This is a genomic window from Sphingomonas sp. Leaf37 (assembly GCF_920939475.1).
GTDB lineage: Bacteria > Pseudomonadota > Alphaproteobacteria > Sphingomonadales > Sphingomonadaceae > Sphingomonas.
The window spans coordinates 832,358-851,504 of record NZ_CAKLAX010000003.1; the positions used below are offsets into that span (position 1 = coordinate 832,358).

At 67.1% G+C, this 19,147-nt stretch carries 17 protein-coding genes; 9 read left to right on the top strand and 8 right to left on the bottom strand.

The window, feature by feature from the left end; translation table 11 throughout:
• Positions 1–109: 109 nt before the first annotated feature.
• The 4 genes from LRA87_RS13655 to coxB form a co-directional block, all read right to left on the bottom strand.
• Positions 110–1,495 carry a DUF1501 domain-containing protein gene (locus LRA87_RS13655; RefSeq protein WP_230632128.1) on the bottom strand — a complete coding sequence of 462 codons (1,386 nt, stop codon included), beginning with the start codon at positions 1,493–1,495 and terminating at the stop codon, positions 110–112.
• A gap of 5 nt (positions 1,496–1,500) precedes the next feature.
• Positions 1,501–3,207 (bottom strand): DUF1800 domain-containing protein, encoded by a 1,707-nt coding sequence (locus LRA87_RS13660; RefSeq protein WP_230632130.1) that lies wholly within the window; start codon positions 3,205–3,207, stop codon positions 1,501–1,503.
• Positions 3,208–3,392: 185 nt separating this feature from the next.
• Entirely contained in the window at positions 3,393–5,069 is a 1,677-nt protein-coding gene (gene ctaD, locus LRA87_RS13665) for a cytochrome c oxidase subunit I (RefSeq protein WP_230632137.1), read from the bottom strand.
• Position 5,070: 1 nt separating this feature from the next.
• Positions 5,071–6,213 (bottom strand): cytochrome c oxidase subunit II, encoded by a 1,143-nt coding sequence (gene coxB, locus LRA87_RS13670; RefSeq protein ID WP_443024880.1) that lies wholly within the window; start codon positions 6,211–6,213, stop codon positions 5,071–5,073.
• 215 nt (positions 6,214–6,428) lie between these two features.
• Between coxB and pyrE the strand changes: the two genes are divergently transcribed.
• The 5 genes from pyrE to LRA87_RS13695 all read left to right on the top strand — a co-directional run bounded on the left by pyrE (position 6,429) and on the right by LRA87_RS13695 (position 10,432).
• On the top strand, positions 6,429–7,010 hold the full coding sequence (gene pyrE / locus LRA87_RS13675; RefSeq protein WP_230632142.1) for an orotate phosphoribosyltransferase: 582 nt from the start codon (positions 6,429–6,431) through the stop codon (positions 7,008–7,010).
• The gene (locus tag LRA87_RS13680) at positions 7,007–7,738 is read left to right on the top strand and encodes a pyridoxine 5'-phosphate synthase (protein WP_230632144.1); all 732 of its coding nucleotides are present in this window, start codon (positions 7,007–7,009) and stop codon (positions 7,736–7,738) included. The genes pyrE and LRA87_RS13680 overlap by 4 nt, the downstream gene beginning before the upstream one ends.
• Before the next feature lie 258 nt (positions 7,739–7,996).
• Entirely contained in the window at positions 7,997–8,407 is a 411-nt protein-coding gene (gene acpS / locus LRA87_RS13685; protein ID WP_230632146.1) for a holo-ACP synthase, read from the top strand.
• Complete coding sequence (gene lepB / locus LRA87_RS13690) at positions 8,404–9,354, top strand: signal peptidase I (RefSeq protein ID WP_230632149.1); 951 nt, start codon at positions 8,404–8,406, stop codon at positions 9,352–9,354. The genes acpS and lepB overlap by 4 nt, the downstream gene beginning before the upstream one ends.
• 1 nt (position 9,355) lies before the next feature.
• Positions 9,356–10,432, top strand: coding sequence for an AI-2E family transporter (locus LRA87_RS13695; RefSeq protein WP_230632151.1), 1,077 nt, complete (start codon positions 9,356–9,358; stop codon positions 10,430–10,432).
• Here LRA87_RS13695 and LRA87_RS13700 read toward each other — a convergent pair.
• On the bottom strand, positions 10,406–11,608 hold the full coding sequence (locus LRA87_RS13700; protein WP_230632154.1) for a glycosyltransferase: 1,203 nt from the start codon (positions 11,606–11,608) through the stop codon (positions 10,406–10,408). The genes LRA87_RS13695 and LRA87_RS13700 overlap by 27 nt on opposite strands.
• On the opposite strand from LRA87_RS13700, the gene LRA87_RS13705 reads away from it, so the two are divergent.
• Together LRA87_RS13705 and LRA87_RS13710 are read left to right on the top strand one after the other, a co-directional pair.
• Complete coding sequence (locus LRA87_RS13705; protein WP_230632155.1) at positions 11,582–12,520, top strand: hypothetical protein; 939 nt, start codon at positions 11,582–11,584, stop codon at positions 12,518–12,520. The genes LRA87_RS13700 and LRA87_RS13705 overlap by 27 nt on opposite strands.
• 10 nt (positions 12,521–12,530) lie before the next feature.
• Entirely contained in the window at positions 12,531–13,742 is a 1,212-nt protein-coding gene (locus LRA87_RS13710; RefSeq protein ID WP_230632158.1) for a glycosyltransferase, read from the top strand.
• On the opposite strand, the gene LRA87_RS13715 is transcribed toward LRA87_RS13710, so the two are convergent.
• The 3 genes from LRA87_RS13715 to ubiG form a co-directional block, all read right to left on the bottom strand.
• Positions 13,691–14,437 carry a DUF2334 domain-containing protein gene (locus tag LRA87_RS13715; protein WP_230632161.1) on the bottom strand — a complete coding sequence of 249 codons (747 nt, stop codon included), beginning with the start codon at positions 14,435–14,437 and terminating at the stop codon, positions 13,691–13,693. The two genes, LRA87_RS13710 and LRA87_RS13715, sit on opposite strands and share 52 nt — an antisense overlap.
• A complete protein-coding gene (locus tag LRA87_RS13720; protein WP_230632164.1) occupies positions 14,434–15,870 on the bottom strand; it encodes an ArnT family glycosyltransferase in 1,437 nt (478 codons plus the stop codon). The genes LRA87_RS13715 and LRA87_RS13720 overlap by 4 nt, the downstream gene beginning before the upstream one ends.
• A 79-nt stretch (positions 15,871–15,949) precedes the next feature.
• Complete coding sequence (ubiG, locus tag LRA87_RS13725; RefSeq protein WP_230632167.1) at positions 15,950–16,675, bottom strand: bifunctional 2-polyprenyl-6-hydroxyphenol methylase/3-demethylubiquinol 3-O-methyltransferase UbiG; 726 nt, start codon at positions 16,673–16,675, stop codon at positions 15,950–15,952.
• 52 nt (positions 16,676–16,727) lie between these two features.
• Between ubiG and LRA87_RS13730 the strand changes: the two genes are divergently transcribed.
• Together LRA87_RS13730 and LRA87_RS13735 are read left to right on the top strand one after the other, a co-directional pair.
• The gene (locus LRA87_RS13730) at positions 16,728–17,990 is read left to right on the top strand and encodes an aspartate kinase (protein ID WP_230632315.1); all 1,263 of its coding nucleotides are present in this window, start codon (positions 16,728–16,730) and stop codon (positions 17,988–17,990) included.
• A 29-nt stretch (positions 17,991–18,019) separates the two neighbouring features.
• A complete protein-coding gene (locus LRA87_RS13735) occupies positions 18,020–19,006 on the top strand; it encodes an NAD(P)H-dependent flavin oxidoreductase (RefSeq protein ID WP_230632317.1) in 987 nt (328 codons plus the stop codon).
• Positions 19,007–19,147: the final 141 nt, after the last annotated feature.

Genomic DNA, 19,147 nt, shown 5'->3' on the forward strand with positions numbered 1-19,147 from the left:
CCTCCCTTCTGCCACCGCTTTGCGGCACCACCTCCCCCTAACGGGGGAGGAATGGATAGCCGCGTTTGGTGTTCATCTTTGTCAGATGGCTCTACGAAGAACCGGTGGTTCACACGAAGCCCAGATTCCAGCTCGACGGATTGTAATTGCCCATGTTTGGCAGCACGGTCGTGAGATCGTTGTTGCCGACGCCGAACCAGCTGGCCAACGTCGCCGCATATTGATCGACCGACGTGGTCGGCAGCAACCGGCCCTGTCCGACATCGTCGGGTGTCCCGTTCCCGATCGCGGGCGGCGTGCCGTAGAAGCGGCGGCCTTTCACCGCTCCCCCCATCACGAAATGGTGACCGCCCCAGCCGTGATCGGATCCGTCGTCGTTCGACTGCAGCGTCCGTCCGAAATCGGAGGCGGTGAAGCTCGTCACCTTGTCCGCGACGCCGAGCGCCACCGTCGTATCGTAAAAGGCGCGCATCGCGTCGGCGACGCGACCGATCAGTGCGGGGTGCTGCGCCACGAGGTTGTCGTGCAGGTCGAACCCGCCGATCGAAACGAAGAACACCTGCCGCTTCGCGCCGAGTTCGGATGAGACGGAGATCAACCGCGCGACCATCTTGAGCTGGTCGGCAAGGCTGTTGCCCGTCGGGAACAGCCCGAACCCGGATGCCGGAGCGCCGGCCAGCGCACCGCTGACCTGCGCATAGGTGTCGAGCGAGCGTTTGCTGACGCGGGCGTGTTCGCTGGCGAACAGGTGCGGGTTGCTGCCGGTCATCAGGCTGCGCAGCGTCGCGGCTGCGGTAGTCGATCCGAAGAGCGCCGATGCATTGTTGATCAGCGGGATCGGGCCGCCGGTGCCGATCGCATATTGCACCGCCGACTTGCCGGTGAGGTAGACCGCGTTGCCGCTGGCGTTGATGCACGTCAGCGTCGATGCGCCGTTACCGCTCTGGAACAGGTCACCGATGCGCCCGCCCCAGCCCGACGTCGCGCCTTCGGGATTGGAGGCCTGGAAATAGCTCTGCTGGTCATTGTGGCTGAACAGCTTGGGCGGCAGCTTGACCGCATTCTGCTGATATTGCGTTTTCGTGGTCGGTTGCACCAATGTGCCGACGTTGAGCGCCACCGCGAGCTTGCCCTGATCGAACAGCGGCATCAGCGACTTCATCGTCGGCGCCAACGCATATTGCCGCCCGCCCGGCAGGCCGATCGTCGGGGTCAGCATCGTCCCCGCCAGCGATTCGCGGGTCAATGCGATATTGGCGCGCGCGGCCTGGTACTGGGCATAGCCGGCCGCATCGTAAGGCGGCAGCGTGTTCGCGTAATCGTTGCCGCCATACAGGAAGACGCAGACCAACGCCTTGTAATCGGTCGCGGTCGCCGCTGCGGCCTCGCCGATCGCGGCGAGGCTGGTGACGAACGGGGTCGCTACGCCGGCGACGCCGAGGGCGGCGGAGCGCTTGAGGAAGGCGCGGCGGGAGGCGTCTCGGGTCATGTCCATGGGGCTCACCGCAGCGTCAGGAAGTCGGGGGAGGCGAGCGTCAGCAAGATCGCGATGCCGACGCGGTTGATCGGGCCGTTGGTCGCGGTCGCGGCGACGCTGTCGACCGCGGCGCGGATCGCGGTCACCGTCGCGGCGCTCAACTGGCCGGCGGCGAGGACGAGATTGACCTCGTCCACCAGCGCGGCGCTGTCCGCCGCTTTGGTAAGAATGTCGGTATAATCGGCCTTGGTGTCGCCGGTGCCATTGGCGACAAGGCCCTGCATGTAGTTGACGTAGGCGACCACGCTTTGTTCGTTCGTGATCTGGAATTCGGGCGCGACGAGGCCGGCATTGCTGATCCCGCTCGCCGGCGGCGAATAGGCCGGGCGGAAGAAGTTGAAGACGGTGGCGCTGCGCCCCATCGTCTGGCCGAGCCGGTTCGACTGGCTCGACGTGTCGCCGATACCCCACGCATTGGAAGGCGAGTTGACCTTGAACATCCGGGCCCATGCGGTCAGCCGCATCACCGGTTCGCGCAACTTGCCCGCGGTGGTGCTGGTCAGCGCGTCGTCGCTGCGTGCCTCTGTGTCGAGCAGGATCGCCTTGATCACCGCCTTCATGTCGCCGCGTACGCCCGCGCCGTTGTTGGCGAAGGCCGCCGACACGCGGCCGACATAGGCGACGCTGGGGTTGCTGGTGACGAGACGCTGGATCAGCTGTTTCGAGACGAACGGCGGCAGGTTGGGATGCGCGAAGATCGTGTCGAGCGCGACCTTCACCGCCGCCATGCCGCCGCCGCTGGTCGACGTGCCTAGAAAGCTCGCCGCGCCGGTTTCGTTGAGTGCGGCGTTCATGACCAGCGGCTGGCGATAGCGATCGGGCGTGGTGCTGACGGTGCTCGCGAGACTGAGGCCGGTGAACACGCGGGCCAGACCCGCGACATCGGCGGGGGTGTAGGTCTCCATCGGCACACCGTTGCTGGTCCTGACGCTGCCGTCCGTATTGAGCTGGTACAGACCGAGCGTGAACAGCTGCATCAGTTCGCGCGCATAATTCTCGTCCGGCTGTGCACCGGTGGTAGCGTTCGCCTTGCGATTGCCGAGGAAGGTGAGGAACGATCCCATCGCGGCGCTGGTCGTGATCGCATCCATGATCGTCCGGTAGTTGCCGAACGCATTGTCGAGCAGCACGTCGACATAGGCGGCGGTTGCGAACTGTTTCCAGTTGAGGTTGACCCCGCCGATGCCGACGACGAGCAGATCGAGCAGCGCCATGCCGACGCGCTGGCGAAGCTGATCCGGCTCGACGATCATCTGGCGCCACATCGTGACGTCGAAGCCTGCTTCGGAATTGATGTAGGTCGCGGCGGAATAGCCGTTGGCGACCAGCCAGTCCCAGTGCGACGTCGCGCGGGGCAGGGCGAACTGATCGTCGATCCAGCCTTCGTAGCGTCGGCTGACGACCGATTCGATCATCGGGCGGGTCGCACCCATCGTGGATTGCGCGAGGAAGCGACTCGCCTGCGTCGGCGTGATGACGGCGGGTGCGACGACGACCGGCGGAGAGACAACGGGTGGCGCAGCGGTGGACCCGCCATCGCCACCGCCGCAGGCGGCGAGGAGCAGTGCGGGTGTGATGACGCCGCCGAACTTCAACGGGTCAACGAAACCGTCGGCACTCCCGTCATGCGCGACGAACGCCCCGGCGTCCGCCTGTTCACTATCCAGCACTGTTGCAGATCCCCCGACCCGGTCCGCCCGCGATTCTCCCGGAGCGAGGGCAGATCATACCAGCAATGTGGCCCCACGACGATTTACGAAAATGCTTAACATGGATCGGTTCAGCGCGAACATTACGGATTTGGTCGTGACCGTAACAAAAAAGCCCCGGCGGTGAGGCCGGGGCTTTTTTTGCCTCAATCGATCCGCGGAAGCGTTTCGAACTGGTGATACGGCGGCGGCGAGGACAGCGTCCATTCCAGCGTCGTGGCCCCTTCGCCCCAGGGATTGTCGGGAGCTGGCTTGCCCGCGATCAGCGACCAGATCACGTTGACGAAGAAGATCGCCATGCCCGCGGCCATGATCTCATAGCCGTGGCTCGCGAGCGCGTTCCATGTCGCATAGGCGTCCGGATAGTCCGGATAGCGGCGCGGCATGCCCTGCAGACCGAGGAAGTGCATCGGGAAGAACAGCACGTTCACGCCGACGAAGAACACCCAGAAGTGCAGCTGGCCGAGCAGTTCGCTGTACATCTTCCCGAACATCTTCGGGAACCAGTAATAGAAGCCGGCGAACAGGCCGAATACCGCACCGAGGCTGAGCACGTAGTGGAAGTGCGCCACCACGTAATAGGTGTCCTGCATGTAGTCGTCGATGCCGCCGTTGGCGAGCACGACGCCGGTGACGCCGCCGACGGTGAACATGAAGATGAAGCCGATCGCCCAGACCATCGGGGTCTTGAACGACATCGATCCGCCCCACATCGTCGCGATCCACGAGAAGATCTTGATGCCGGTGGGAACCGCGATCACCATCGTCGCCGCGGTGAAGTACATCTTCACGTTCACCGACAGGCCGGTGACGAACATGTGGTGCGCCCAGACGACGAAGCCGACGACGCCGATCGCGACCATGGCATAGGCCATGCCGAGATAGCCGAAGACGGGCTTGCGGCTGAACGTCGCGATGATCTGGCTGACGATGCCGAAGCCCGGCAGGATCATGATGTACACTTCGGGGTGACCGAAGAACCAGAACAGATGCTGGTACAGGATCGGATCGCCGCCACCGGCGGGGTCGAAGAAGGTGGTGCCGAAGTTGCGGTCGGTCAGCAGCATCGTGATCGCCGCGGCGAGCACCGGCAGCGCGAGCAGCAGCAGGAAGGCGGTGACGAGCACCGACCACACGAACAGCGGCATCTTGTGCAGCGTCATGCCCGGTGCGCGCATGTTGAAGATGGTGGTGATGAAGTTGATCGCACCGAGGATCGACGAGGCGCCCGCGAGGTGGAGCGACAGGATCGCCATGTCCACCGATGGTCCCGGCTCGCCATAGGTCGAGAGCGGGGCATAGACCGTCCAGCCGGTGCCGGCGCCGCCGAAGAACGGCGAAGCGAGCAGCAGCGAGAAAGCGGGGATCAGCAGCCAGAACGACACGTTGTTCATGCGCGGGAACGCCATGTCCGGCGCACCGATCATGATCGGCACGAACCAGTTGCCGAAGCCGCCGATCATCGCCGGCATCACCATGAAGAACACCATGATCAGGCCGTGCGCGGTGATCAGCACGTTCCACAGGTGAAGCGCATGATCGAGACCGCCGTCGCCGCCGGGCAGGAAGTTCGCCCAGCCGACGAGATACTGGATGCCGGGATGCGCCAGTTCCGCGCGCATCAGGCCCGAGATCGCGCCACCGATGATCCCCGCGATGATCGCGAAGATCAGGTACAGCGTCCCGATATCCTTGTGGTTGGTCGACATGAACCAGCGGGCGAAGAAGCCCGGCTTGTGGTCCGCGTCGGCGTGGGCGTGATCGTCATGTGCGACGAAGGCCGCCCCATGAGACGAGGAGGGATGGAGGGCGGTATCGGTCATCTTACTGTCCCGCGTTGCCGGTGGCCGGATTGCCGGTTGCACCCTGCGAAGATGTTGGAGCGGTGGTGGTCACGTTCTCGACCGGGCCGGTGGCGGCATCCGCCTCGTTGCCCTCGGCCTGCTTCACCGCGGAGCCTTCGGCGCCGGGCTGCGGAATGACCTTGTCGGAGAGCTGGCCGGGGGCCGGCATCGTGCCGCCCTTGGCGCGGACCCAGGCGGCAAACTGCGCCTGCGGTACGGCCTGCACCGCGATCGGCATGAAGGCGTGACGCGCGCCGCACAGTTCCGAACACTGGCCGAAGTACAGGCCCGGCTTGTCGATGGTGAAGCTGGTCTCGTTCAACCGGCCCGGCACCGCGTCGAGCTTGATCCAGAAGGCGGGGACCGCCCAGCTGTGGATCACGTCCTGCGAGGTGGTGATCAGGCGGATCGGCACGCCGACCGGCAGCACGATGCGGTTGTCGGCGGCGAGCAGGCGCGGACCGTCGGCATCGGTGCGGAAGCGTTCGCCGGCGGCGACCTGGTTCTTTTCCTTCAGCATGTTGGCGGTGATCTCGAACCCGCCATGATCCGGATATTGATACGACCAATACCATTGGTTGCCGATCGCCTTCAGCGTCACCGCACCTGCCGGGGCCGGCTTGAACTGCGCCTGCAACAGGCCGATCGACGGCACCGCGATCAGCACCAGGATGATCACCGGCGCCAGCGTCCAGATGATCTCGATCGCGGTGTTGTGGCTGGTCTTGGACGGGATCGGGTTCGCTGCCTTGCGGAAGCGGATGACGACGTAGATCAGCAGCAACAGCACGAACACGCTGATGATGGTGATCAGCGGGAACAGGATCGAATCGTGGAACCAGTGGGCGAATTCGCCATTGGTGGTCACCTGCGGCTGGATGCCGATGCGACCGTCGACCGGATGGCCGACACCGGGTTCCATCTGCACCGCTGGCGCGCCGTCCTGCGCCAGCAACGGCGACGCGGGCGCGGCCGGGGCGGTCGCGTTGGCGGTGGTGGGGGCGATGTTGGAGACGCCGGCGGGCGCGGCGGCACCCTGCGGAGCCGGTTGGGCGGCTTGCGATGCTGCCCCCAGCCCTGTCAGCAACAGGCCGGTGGCCAGTGCGATCCCCTTGAACCTCATGCGCATGCGTGTCGTCACCCCGTCCAGATTCCCTCGCCCGCCCGGCGAACGGGCCGTTTTAGGCGTAAGACTACGCCCCTTTTGCCATGGCCTATACGCGGGGGTGCCCTCCGCCTCAAGCGGTCGCCATATGTTTATGACTCGGCGCTGCTTGGCCTCGGCGGGCCAAGCACCTATGAGCGGCCGATACCGACGTATTCCTAGCGAGACCGCCGATGACCGACGACGATGTGCTGGCCGAATTCCGCGCCGCCGATGCGCTGCTGGAGGGGCATTTCATCCTGTCGTCGGGCCTGCACAGCTCGCGCTACCTGCAATGCGCGCGCGTGCTGATGGACCCGCGCCGCGGCGCCCGCCTGGCCGACGCGCTGGTCGAGCGCATGCCGGGCGAGATCAAGGCTCGCATCAGCGCGGTGGTTTCACCCGCGATGGGTGGCGTGATCGCCGGGCACGAGATGGCGCGTGCGCTGGGCGTCGAGGCGATGTTCGTCGAACGTCCCACCGGCACGTTCGAGCTGCGCCGCGGATTTCGGCTCGAGCAAGGGCAGGAGGTGCTGATGATGGAGGACGTCGTCACCACCGGGCTGTCCAGCCGCGAGGCGATTCTGGCGATCGAGGCGGCGGGTGGGCGCGTGGTCGCAGGCGCATCGCTGGTCGACCGTTCGGGCGGCACCGTCGATCTGGGCGTACCCTTCTATCCGCTGATCCGGCTGGACGTGCCGACCTACGCTGCCGACGGGTTGCCACCCGAACTGGCGGCAATCCCCGCGATCAAGCCGGGCAGCCGGGCGGCGTGACCGAATTCCTGCGCCTCGGCGTCAACATCGATCACGTCGCCACCGTGCGCAATGCGCGGGGCGCGGGCTATCCCGATCCGGTACGGGCTGGCCTGCTGGCAGCGGAGGCGGGCGCCGACGGTATCACCGCGCACCTGCGCGAGGATCGGCGGCACATCACCGACGACGATATCGCGCGGCTGTCGGCCGAACTGACGGTGCCGCTGAACCTCGAGATGGCGGCGACCGACGAGATGCTGGCGATCGCGCTGCGCCACCGCCCGCATGCGGCGTGCATCGTGCCGGAGAAGCGGGAGGAATTGACGACCGAAGGCGGATTGGATGCCGCCGGCCAGCACAACCGGTTGGCCCCTTTGGTCAGCGCGCTGGGCGCGGCACGTATTCGCGTATCGCTCTTCATCGAACCCGACGCGCGGCAGATCGATGCGGCGATCCGGCTCGGCGCGCCCGTGGTCGAACTGCACACCGGCCGCTATGCCGAACTGGAGGGCGAGGCGCGCACCGAGGAACTGCGACGGCTGTCGGATGCTGCGGCGCTGGCGGCGAAAAACGGCATCGAGGTGCATGCCGGGCATGGGCTGACGTTCGCCAATGTGGGCCCCATCGCGGCAATCCCGCAGGTGCGTGAGTTGAACATCGGGCATTTCCTGGTGGGTGAGGCGCTGTTCGTCGGGCTTGGCGAGGCGGTGCGGCGGATGCGGGAGGAGATGGATGCAGCGCGTGGGTGAGTTTCACGCGAAGGCGCGAAGGCGCGAAGACAGAAGGGTGGTTCGCGCGGAGGCGCGGAGACGCGGAGAAGAAGGTTTGGCTGATCGCCGGATTTGGAGCGGCCTCCTCTACCTTCCGTCGAGCCGTCCTGCCTTGGCAGCGCCTTCGTCGCGAGTCCTGGCGCGGGCCGCGAGCACGGCCCAATCAATCTCATCTTCTTCTCCGCGCTTCCGCGCCTCCGCGCGAACACACCTTCTTCCAACGCCAAAGCCAGCCGCATGATCGTCGGCCTCGGTTCCGACCTGTGCAATATCGAGCGCATCCAGCAGTCGCTCGACCGTTTCGGCGAGCGGTTTGAGGCGCGCGTGTTTACCGATCACGAGCGCGCCAAGGCCGCCCGCCGCCCGTTCACCAAGGCCGGCACCCTGGCCAAGAGGTTCGCCGCCAAGGAGGCGTTTTCGAAGGCGGTCGGCACCGGCTTCAGGGCTGGCGTGTTCATGAAGGACATCGGCGTGGTCAACGCGCCCTCCGGCGCGCCGACATTGTCGTTGACGGGCGGGGCCAAGCAACGGCTTGACGCGTTGATCCCCGAAGGCCACGTCGCGGCCGTACATTTGACCCTGACCGACGATCATCCATGGGCGCAAGCCTTTGTGATCATCGAGGCGATCGCGGATTCCAAGGCATGAAGGAAGCGGTGTTGGACGGCAATCAGCCCACCGAAACGGCGGCCACGCCCCCGCCGGCGGACGCTGCACCCGGCAAGAAGACCACGGACTGGTGGGGCGAGATCAAGGGCATCTTCTGGCTGATCCTGATCGTGCTGGGTTTCCACAGCTTCGTCGCCAAGCCGTTCTACATCCCGTCGGAATCGATGCTGCCCGGACTTCGTATCGGCGATCGGCTGGTGGTGTCGAAATTCAGCTACGGCTGGTCGTTCGTCTCGCCCACGATCCCGAATCCGGTCGCAATCTTCAAGGGGTTGGTGCTGCGCCAGCCCGAGGAGAGCTGGAGCGTCGGCTTGCCATTCGTCCACGGTCGCCTGTTCGGCAGCCTGCCGGAACGCGGCGATGTCGTCATCGTGACCCCGCCGGGTACGCGCAACGACTACATCAAGCGCGTCATCGGCCTGCCCGGCGACACGCTGGCGGTGCGCGGGGGGACGGTGATCCTCAACGGCAAGCCGATCGCCCGCGGGACGGTGCATTACGTCGACCTGCCGGTCGATACCAACAGCCCGTGCAGCGACAGCGAATATTATGGCGCCCGCCGTCCGGCAGCCGGCGGCGGTTACGTCTGCCACCTGCCGATCGTCACCGAAACGCTGCCGAACGGCCGGTATTACGACACGGTCGACATGGAGCCGGACAGCCCGGGCGACAATTTCGCGACGGTGACGATCCCCGCCAACCACGTCTTCCTGATGGGCGACAATCGCGACCGGTCGGCCGACAGCCGCTTTCCGTTGTCGCAGCTCGGGCTGGGTGGGCCGGTTCCCTATGAAAATCTGGGCGGCCGGGCGGAATTCCTGACCTTCAGCCTCGACGGCGATGCCAGCTGGAATCCGCTGACCTGGTGGGGTTCGCTGCGATCCAACCGTGCAGGCCTGTCGCTGCATCCGGCCGAAGGGAAGTAGTTTGACCGACGCGCCGCTCGCCAAAGAGCCTAGCCCCAACGAGCTGCGCGATCCCTTCGTCCGGCAGGAGCTGAAGCGGGCGACAGTGTGGCTGGGGCTGGCGGGCGCCATCGCGCTGGCGGTGATCCTGGTCCAGCCGCTGCTGATCATCTTCGCCGGGCTGGTGTTCGCCGCGTTGCTCGACGGCGGGGTGCGGCTGCTCGGCAAGGTGCTGCCGATCGGGCGCGGCTGGCGGTTGCTGATCGTCATGCTGCTGACGATCGCGTTCCTGTTCGGCACCTTCTATCTCACCGGCGTGCAGGTGTCGGCGCAATTCTCGCAGCTGCGCACGACGCTGGAATCGCAGGCGAACCGCGTCGCCGGCTGGCTGAGTTCGCAGGGGTTGATGCCGGGCGCGTCGGACGTCAGCGGCATCGCGCGGCAGGCGCTGAGCTCGGTCGGCCGAATCACCTCATGGGTCGGCACCGCCTTCGGCGCGCTGACGACGATGTTCATGATCATCGTCATCGGGCTGTTCGTCGCGATGGACCCGCGCACGTACCAGCGCGGGCTGGAATGGATGGTGCCGCGGTCGAACCGCGCCGAATTCGCGGTGGTGCTGGAACGGATGGGCAAGACGCTGCGGCGCCTGCTCGCGGGGCGGCTGCTGGGCATGCTGGCGGAGGGCGTGCTGACGTGGATCGCGCTGTCGATCGGCGGCGTGCCGATGGCGATGATCCTCGGTATCCTGACCGGGCTGCTCGCGTTCATCCCCAATATCGGCGCGTTCATCAGCGGCGCGCTGATGGTGGCGGTCGGTTTCTCGGCGGGCACCGATGTGGGTTACTGGGCGATCGGCACCTATATCGTCGTGCAGGGTTTCGACGGCTACGTGCTGCTGCCGATCGTCGCCAAGAAGACGGTCGACCTGCCGCCGGCGCTTACGCTGGGCGCCCAGATCATGGCGAGCGCGCTGTTCGGCATCCTCGGGCTGGCGCTGGCGGACCCGATGACCGCGATGGTCAAGACCGCGCTGGAACGCAGTTCGGAGCGCGAGGGCGAGCGCGACGGATCAGACGATGGTGTCGAACAGGCGTAGGTAGCGCGCGGCGGCGTCCGCGCCGGGTTGCGGCACCGGCGCAGGGCGGCGCGCGTCAAGCCAATGGCCCAGTGCCGCGGCCAGGGCGGCGTGGTCGCCCAGGGCAACCACGCTGCCGAGCGCAGGCGTCGCAATGATCTCGCGTACCGCCGGGCTGCAATCGGTTGCGACCACCGGCGTGCCGACGGACAGCGCCTCCCGCAAAACGCCGGGCACGCCCTCGTAATCGCTGGGCAGCGCCAGCACCGCGGCGCGCGCCATCGCGGGCATCGGATCGCTGACATGGCCCGGCAGGTGGACGCGATGCGCCAACCCCAGGGCGCATGCCCGCCGTTCGAGGGCGGAGCGCACATCGCCTTCACCGAGGATTACCAGCTGCACGTCGTCGGGCAGCGTGGGCAAGGCGTCGATCAACCGGTCCCAGCGCTTTTGCGCGACCAGCCGGCCGACGCCGAGCACGACGCGGCCGGGGGGAAGCCACGGCGGGTCGCCGTCGCCGGACGATGCGACGACCGGATTGGGAATGACGCTGGTCCGGCCGGTCATGCCGGTCGCGCGTGCCGCCTGCGCCGCGGTCGCGGGGGTCATGGCGACGAGGTGGTCGCAAAACCGGTGATGCTGCGCCAGCCAGAGCCGATGGCCGGCCGCCGCGATCCGGCCGTGATCGCCGCGATCGACGGCGTTGGACATCTTGACGACGATCGGCGGGCAGTCGGATCCCAGCCGCGCCCGTGTCCAGGCGGCGATGGCGGTGTAGAAATTGCCGGGGCAGAACAGGACGGCCGGGCGCAGCTGCCGGACAATGCCGGGCAGGGCGAATTGGGCGCTGTAGCGGTCGTCGCGCAGGGGGTGCAGGACGATGCCGTCGGGCAGCTCGTCACGGAGTGGCCCGCGTTCGTCGCCGATCACCAGCGTCACCCGCCGGCCCAGTGCCAGCCATCCGCGCGCCAGCCGCAATTGTGCCCGCTCGACACCGCCGCCGGACAGGGTGCGGGCGTAGGTCAGGATATGATCGGCCGCCATCGTCGGGCGTCGTCCTGCCACAGCCAGCCGCATCGCGCCAACGCAGGCCGTCCGCGGCGCGGATTTCATGTGCAAAGCGTCGCCTGCCCGGCTAAGCGGCGCCACCTTCATCGTGCGGACCATCGGGTGCAGATCGATCAGAATGCAGGCCATGGCGACGTCGAACTGGTGCCGCCTTCCCCCGAGATCGCGGGACTTCAACCGTTGACGACCATCAAGAGCCGCTGGCCTGCCATTCTGGGCGCGCTGGTGACCGTGGCGATGCTGGCCGGCCTCGGCCACGAGCTGTTCAGTTCCGGGCTGGCCGGGCTGAACCGGGCGACGCCGCGCAATCCGGTGTTCTACATCGCCTTCGTTGGCCTGTACCTGACGCCGCCGCTGGCCGATTACGTCATCTTTCGCCGGCTGTGGGGCATTCCGCTCGCCGGGCTAGTGGCGCTGATCAAGAAGCGGATCGCGAACGACGTCGTGATGGGCTATTCGGGCGAAGCGTATTTCTACGCCTGGGCACGGCAACGGACGCGGCTGGTCGCGGCGCCGTTCGGGGCGGTGAAGGATGTGTCGATCCTGTCGGCGATCGCCGGCAATGCGGTGACGCTGACGATGATCGCGGTCGCGCTGCCGGCAGGCCGCGACCTGATCCCGCCCGAGATGATGCGCTACGTCTACGGATCGCTGGCGGTGATCTTCGGCACGTCGCTGCCGTTCCTGATCTTTTCGCGCAAGGTGTTCTCACTGCCGCGTGCGCAGCTGTGGGCGGTGTTCGGTGTGCATTGCGTGCGGCTGATCCTCGGCACGGGCTTCCTTGCGCTGGCGTGGGCATCGGCGATGCCGGAGGTCGCGATCGGAACCTGGCTGTTCCTGTCTGCCGGCCGGCTGCTGTTTTCACGCCTTCCGCTGTTGCCGAACAAGGACCTGCTGTTCGCCAATTTCGCGATCCTGATGATCGGCGAGGATCAGGCGCTGTCCGAATTGATCGCATTTACCGCGGCGGCGGTGTTGCTGGTCCACGCGGTGCTGATCGTCGGGTTCGGCGTCCATCATCTGGCGACACGGCGGCGATGACGGTTCCGGTATGAGGATCGTCGACGTCAACGAATTCTATTCGCCGACCGGGGGTGGCGTACGCACCTATGTCGATCGCAAGATCGCGTTGCTGGCGGCGATGGGCCACGAACTGATCGTGATCGCCCCCGGCCGCGAGGATCGGGTGGAGGAACGCCCCGGCGGCGGCGCGGTGCATTACGTCAAATCGCCCGGCATGCCGTTCGACGCGAATTACGGGCTGTTCTGGGATGCCGCGCCGATCCATCGCCGGCTCGACGCGCTGCTGCCCGACGTCATCGAAAATTGTTCGCCATGGCGCAGCGCATGGATCGTATCGGGCTGGCAGGACCCCCGGCCGGCGCATGCGCGGGGGGCGGCGATCCGCGCATTCTTCATGCACAACGACAATGTCGAATCCTATCCCAAGCGCTGGTTGCGGCCGGTGGCGTCGGGCGCGCGGATCGAGCGCGCGTTCGCGTGGTACGACCGCTATCTGGGCCGCTGCCTCGATCGATACGATACGGTGGTGACCAACGGTCCGTCGCTGACCCGCCGCCTGACCGGACGGGGCGTGCGGGTGGATGCGACGATGCCGCTGGGGATCGAGCGCAGCCATTTTTCGCCCGCCCTGCGCGATGAGGGACTTCGCGCGGCGCTGTTGCAGCAATGCGGCCTGCCACCGCAGGCGCACCTGCTACTGGGCGTCGGCCGCCATCATCCCGAAAAGCGATGGCCGACCGTGATCGACGCGGTGCAACGTGCCGGTGCGCAGGTGCCGGTCGGCCTCGTCATCCTGGGGCAGGGCATCGATACCCGCACGCTGGAAAGGCATATCGGCGACAATCCGCATATTCGCCTGTTCCTGCCGGTGTACGAGCGGCGGCGGCTGGCATCGATCATGGCGAGCGCCGACGCCTATATCCACGGCTGCGGAACCGAGACGTTCGGGCTGGTTCCGGTAGAAGCGCTGGCGAGCGGTACGCCGCTGATCGTGCCGGATGGCGGCGGCACCGCGGAAATCGCCGATGCCCCGTTCGCGGAGGTCTATGCGGAGCGTGACGTGCGATCGTGCGCCGCGGCGATCCTGCGGATGCTGTCGCGCGATCGGTCGCTGGTCCGCCGGGCGGCCGGCGTCGCCGCGGCGGGGGTGCGCAGCGACGTCGAGCACGCCGCCGATCTGGTGGCGCATTACGCCAGTGTGATCGCCGCCCGCGACGGATCGATCAGAAGGTCGGCATAGGCCGCGGGCCGATGGCGGGCGAACGCGGCGAAGGTCGCGGTGATGCTGGCAAGCAAGGCCGGTACGCGGGTGTCGCCGGGATGCACCGCGATCCGTACGGTCGGTGCCGGCTGGAGCACGTGGCGTAGCGTCGCGGCGGCGGCGAGCGAACTCCACTGCCGCATCCGCGACCGGCTGGCCCAGGTGATCACGGGGCCACGCGCGACGATAGCGCCGCCCGGTCGCCAGACGCGCAGGTGATCCTCCGCCAGCGCGAAGCCGGCATCGGCCAGCGCCCTGTGCGCGCCATCGGAATACAGCCATGCCGGTGCGACGAAGCCCGCGGCGGGGCGACCGGTGATATCCTCGACCAGCGCCTTGCCCATCCGCATCCGGCGCGACGCTTCCGCGTGATCGAGGCCGAGGAACTCGCCCTCGCCCGCGGTCATGTGGCGCGCCTTCAGCGCGGTGGCTCCGGCATGACGGCCGTCGTCGCGATGCGTCCAGCCGTGGACGAACATCTCGACGCCTTCGTCCGCCCAGTCGCGCAGGCGACGCGCGAAGGTCGGGGTGATCGCCGCGTCACCCCAGTGATCGGGCACCACCAGCATCGCCAGCCGCCGTCCGACATGGGGTGCAAGATGGTCGAGCAGGCGATCGACCTCATGTTCGAAGCGCGGCGAGACGTCGTGGATCGAGGCGAGCAGACGCGTCACGGGATGCGGCGATAGACCTGGACGATCTCGTTACCCATCGGCAGCCGGGCGGCCAGACGGTAGTCGCGGACCATCGCCGCGGTGACGATCGCATGCGCGGCGGGACGTTCGCCGCGATAGGGTGGGCGGATGACGACCGCTTCGGGCCGGGCGGCGAGGATGCGGCGGATCTCGCTATCCTGATCGACGCCCGTGGCGCCGGCTTCGCGTGCGCGGACCAGATGCGAGGGCATCAGGTAACGCGACAACGCGCAACGACCGGTCGCTGCGTAGAGCATGGTCGAGCCCGAATAGACGTACAGGCATCCGGGACCGTGCCCGACGGCCGCCGCCATCGCGGCCAGCTCGCGTCCGTCGCCGCGCCCACGGTTCTGGAGGATCAGAACGATCTGACCCGCGAGCGCCGCCGTCAGCAGCAGTGCGGGGGTATAACGGTGTCGCCAATGCTCGCTGCCCCAGATCGCGGCGCCCATCGCACAGGCGGGCAGCAGCGCCGGCAGCGCATAATGGTCGAACCATGGCCGGAAGATCAGCACGCTGCCGATCGCCACCGCGAGCCATAGCGTGACGAACCGCCGTTCGCGACGCTGGTCGGGCTGCGCCGCGGTCCTGATCGCCGCCAGAATTGCGATGGCGACGATCGGTGAGGTGATGAGCACCATCTCGCCGATGTTGCCTGCGAGTTCCGACAGCGGATCGGGTACGCGCTGGAAGATCGAGACGACGTTGGCGTAGACGAATGCATCCCAGGCGCCGATCGCCCGATAATAGCCTGCCACGGCCGCGGTCGGCAGCAGCGCCACGATCACCAGCGCGATGCCGTAGCCGCACAGGGCGAGCGGTTTCCGCGCGATCCGCCATTCGTCGGCGAGCAGCCACAGGCCGAAGAACAGGCCCTCGAACACCAGCGAGGTCTTGATCTGCAGGCCCACGCCGATCAGCGCCATCACGCCTAGCCCGTACAGGCGGCGGCGAGGCGTCGCGGCGGACGAGAGGATCAGCAGCGCGGCGGCGATCGTCAGCAGATTGTAGAAGACTGGCGTCTGTCCGCCCTGTCCGCCGAGCAGGTCGAGCCAAAGGATGTAGGCGAGGCCCGCCGCGGTAGCGCCGTAACGGTGGCCGAGGCGATCGGCCAGCCGGCCGATCAGCCATGCGGTCGCGACCGTGCTGGCGAGCGCCATCATCTGATACGCCCAGATGCCTGCCGGAAATCCCAGCCATGCCGGAATGGCATAGAGCAGGAACAGCCCGACCGGCTTGCGATCCCAGACGTCGACGAAGGGCAGCGCGCCCTGCCACATCCGCATGGCCGTGACGAAATAGAATTCCTCGTCGACATGGACGAGCGGATTGCCGAACGTCAGCCAGCGTGCAGCGATCGCGACCAGCAGAAGGATCGGGAGGCGCAGCCGCGGGTTGGTCAGTGCTTGCATGGCGGACGGGTAGCGGGGCGGGGCAGCCTGCTCAATCCTTCCCGGCGCGGGCGGTTATCCCGCTTCGGATCGAAGAAAATTACAGCCGCTTCGCCGTCACGAAATAGTCGAGCTGCGTCGAATCGGACAATGTGAAGCCTGTCGCGGGCGAGAATCCCAGTCCGCGTACATCCGTCACCGTGAGGCCGGCGCGTTCCAGCAGGCCGGTCAGTTCGTCGGGCGTCAGGAATTTATCCCAGTCGTGAGTGCCGCGCGGGATGCGCCGCGTGCCCTCCGCCAGCGTGATCAGCGCGAGCCGCGACAGTGGCGTGCGGTTGGGGGTGGACATCACCAGCAGGCCGCCGTCCGCCAGCGCCTCCGCCAGCCCGCGCACGAAGCCGGCGGGATCGGTGACATGCTCGATCACCTCCAGGCTGGTGACGAGGTCGAAGCGTTCGCTCATCGCCTCGACGCCGACCGCGCGATAGTCGATCGTGAGGCCGCCCTGCGCTGCATGCGCTTGCGCTACCACGATATTCTCCGCCGCAGCGTCGATGCCCGTTACCGCTGCGCCGAGGCGGGCGAGCGGTTCGCAGAGCAACCCCGCACCACAGCCGACGTCGAGCGCGGTCTTGCCGGCGAGTGGCGTGAAACTGGTGTCGTCGCCATCCCAATGCAGGTCCACCGCGGCGCGGATGTAGCCGAGGCGCGCCGGGTTCAGCTTGTGCAGCATCGCCGACGATCCTTTGGGATCCCACCAGTCCTTTGCCATCTTGCCGAAATGCTCCGCCTCGCGGGCATCGATCGTGCTGCTTGCGCTTCCCATGGCCGCTACCTATCAGGACGGCCCCTTTACCCCAAGGAGTTTGGCGACCCAGATGGCGCGGATCGTGATGAAGTTCGGCGGCACGTCGATGGCCGGGATCGAGCGCATCCGGAGCGTCGCCGCGCGCGTCAAACGCGAGGTCGAGGCGGGCAACCAGGTCGCGGTGGTCGTGTCGGCGATGGCGGGCGAGACCGACCGGCTGGTGGGCTTTTGCCGCGAGGCGTCGTCGCTCTACGACCCGCGCGAGTACGACGTCGTCGTCTCGGCGGGCGAACAGATCACCAGCGGGCTGCTCGCGATCGCGTTGCAGGCGGCGGGTGTGAAGGCGCGATCGTGGATGGGCTGGCAATTGCCGATCCATACCGACGATGCCTTTGCCAAGGCGCGGATCGGCACGATCGATACGGCGGCGCTCGACGCCAGCCTGTCGGCGGGCGAGGTCGCGGTGATTCCCGGTTTCCAGGGCATCGCCGATGACGGCCGGGTGACCACGCTGGGCCGCGGCGGGTCGGACACCTCGGCGGTCGCGGTGGCGGCGGCGATGAAGGCGGACCGCTGCGACATCTACACCGATGTCGACGGCGTCTACACCACCGATCCCCGCATCGTGCCGCGCGCGCGCAAGCTCGCCAAGGTGACGTATGAAGAGATGCTGGAACTCGCCAGTGTCGGCGCGAAGGTGTTGCAGACCCGATCGGTCGGCCTCGCGATGAAGGAACAGGTCCGCGTCCAGGTGCTCTCGTCCTTCACTGGCGAGGATGCACCGATGGCGGACACATTGCCCGGCACGATGATCGTCGGCGAAGAGGAGATAGACGACGTGGAACGCCAGCTGATCACGGGCATCGCGCACGACAAGAACGAGGCGAAGATCACGCTGATCAGCGTGCCGGACAAGCCCGGCGCGGTCGCGGCGATCTTCGAACCGCTGGCGGCGGCGAACATCAATGTCGACATGATCATCCAGAATATCGCGCATAACCACGGTTCGACCGACGTCACCTTCACGGTGCCGGCGGCGGACCTCGCGCGGTCGCTCGAATCGCTCAATCAGGGCCGCGAGGCGATTGGGTTCGCCGAGATGGTGCATGACACGCGGGTCGCCAAGATTTCGGTCGTCGGCGTCGGCATGCGCAGCCATGCGGGCGTCGCCAGCACCATGTTCACCACGCTCGGCGCACGCGGGATCAACATCCAGGCGATCTCGACCAGCGAGATCAAGGTGTCGGTGCTGATCCACGAGGACGAGACCGAACTCGCCGTCCGCGTCCTCCACACCGCCTACGGCCTCGACGCCGTGGACGCCGCGGCGTGACCGTCGGACAGGAGCGACTGACCCGCCGGATGGCGCGGGGTGCGGAATTCCTCGGCAGCGAGGTGGCGATCATGGCAGGCGCGATGTCGTGGGTGTCGGAGCGCAACCTCGTATCGGCGATGTCCAACGCCGGCGGGTTCGGCGTGATCGCGTGCGGGGCGATGACGCCCGAATTGCTCGACACGGAAATCGCCGCGACCCGCGCGATGACCGACAGGCCGTTCGGCGTGAACCTGATCACCATGCACCCGGCGCTATTCGACCTGATCGCGGTCTGCGCGAAGCACGAGGTCGGCCATGTCGTGCTCGCCGGCGGCCTGCCGCCGAAGGGTTCGTTGGAGGCGATCAAGGCATCGGGTGCCAAGGTCATCTGCTTCGCGCCGACGCTGGCGATGGCGAAGAAGCTGATCCGGTCGGGCGTCGATGCGCTGGTGATCGAGGGGATGGAGGCCGGCGGCCACATCGGCCCGGTGTCGACCAGCGTGCTCGCGCAGGAGATGCTGCCCGAGATCGCCGAGCTGGTCCCGGTGTTCGTCGCCGGCGGCATCGGCCGGGGCGAGGCGATCGCCGGCTATCTCGACATGGGTGCGGCGGGCGTCCAGCTCGGCACGCGCTTCGTCTGCGCGACCGAATCGATCGCGCACGCCAATTTCAAGAAGGCGTTCATCCGCGCCTCGGCACGTGACGCGATCGCCAGCGTGCAGATCGATCCGCGGTTGCCGGTGATCCCGGTCCGCGCGCTGAAGAATGCGGCGGGCGAGCTGTTCGGCGCGAAGCAGCGCGAGGTCGCGCTGCTGCTCGACGGCGGCAAGGTCGAGATGCTCGAGGCGCAGTTGCAGATCGAGCATTATTGGGCCGGCGCGCTGCGCCGCGCGGTGATCGACGGCGATATCGAGCATGGCTCGGTCATGGCAGGGCAGTCGGTCGGCATGGTGACGAAGGAAGAGCCGATCGCGGAAATCATCGGCGCGCTGATGAGCGAGGCGGCTTCGGCGCTGGAGAAGCGGGCGGGTTGAGGCGTTTTGACGGGGGGCGTCGCTTACCTCCCCCTCCGTCACGCCTTCGGCGTGCCACCTCCCCCTCGCGGGGGAGGAATTGAGATAGGCCAGTCCTCCCGCGCAAGGGGAAGGTGGCGCCGCGTAGCGGCGACGAACGTC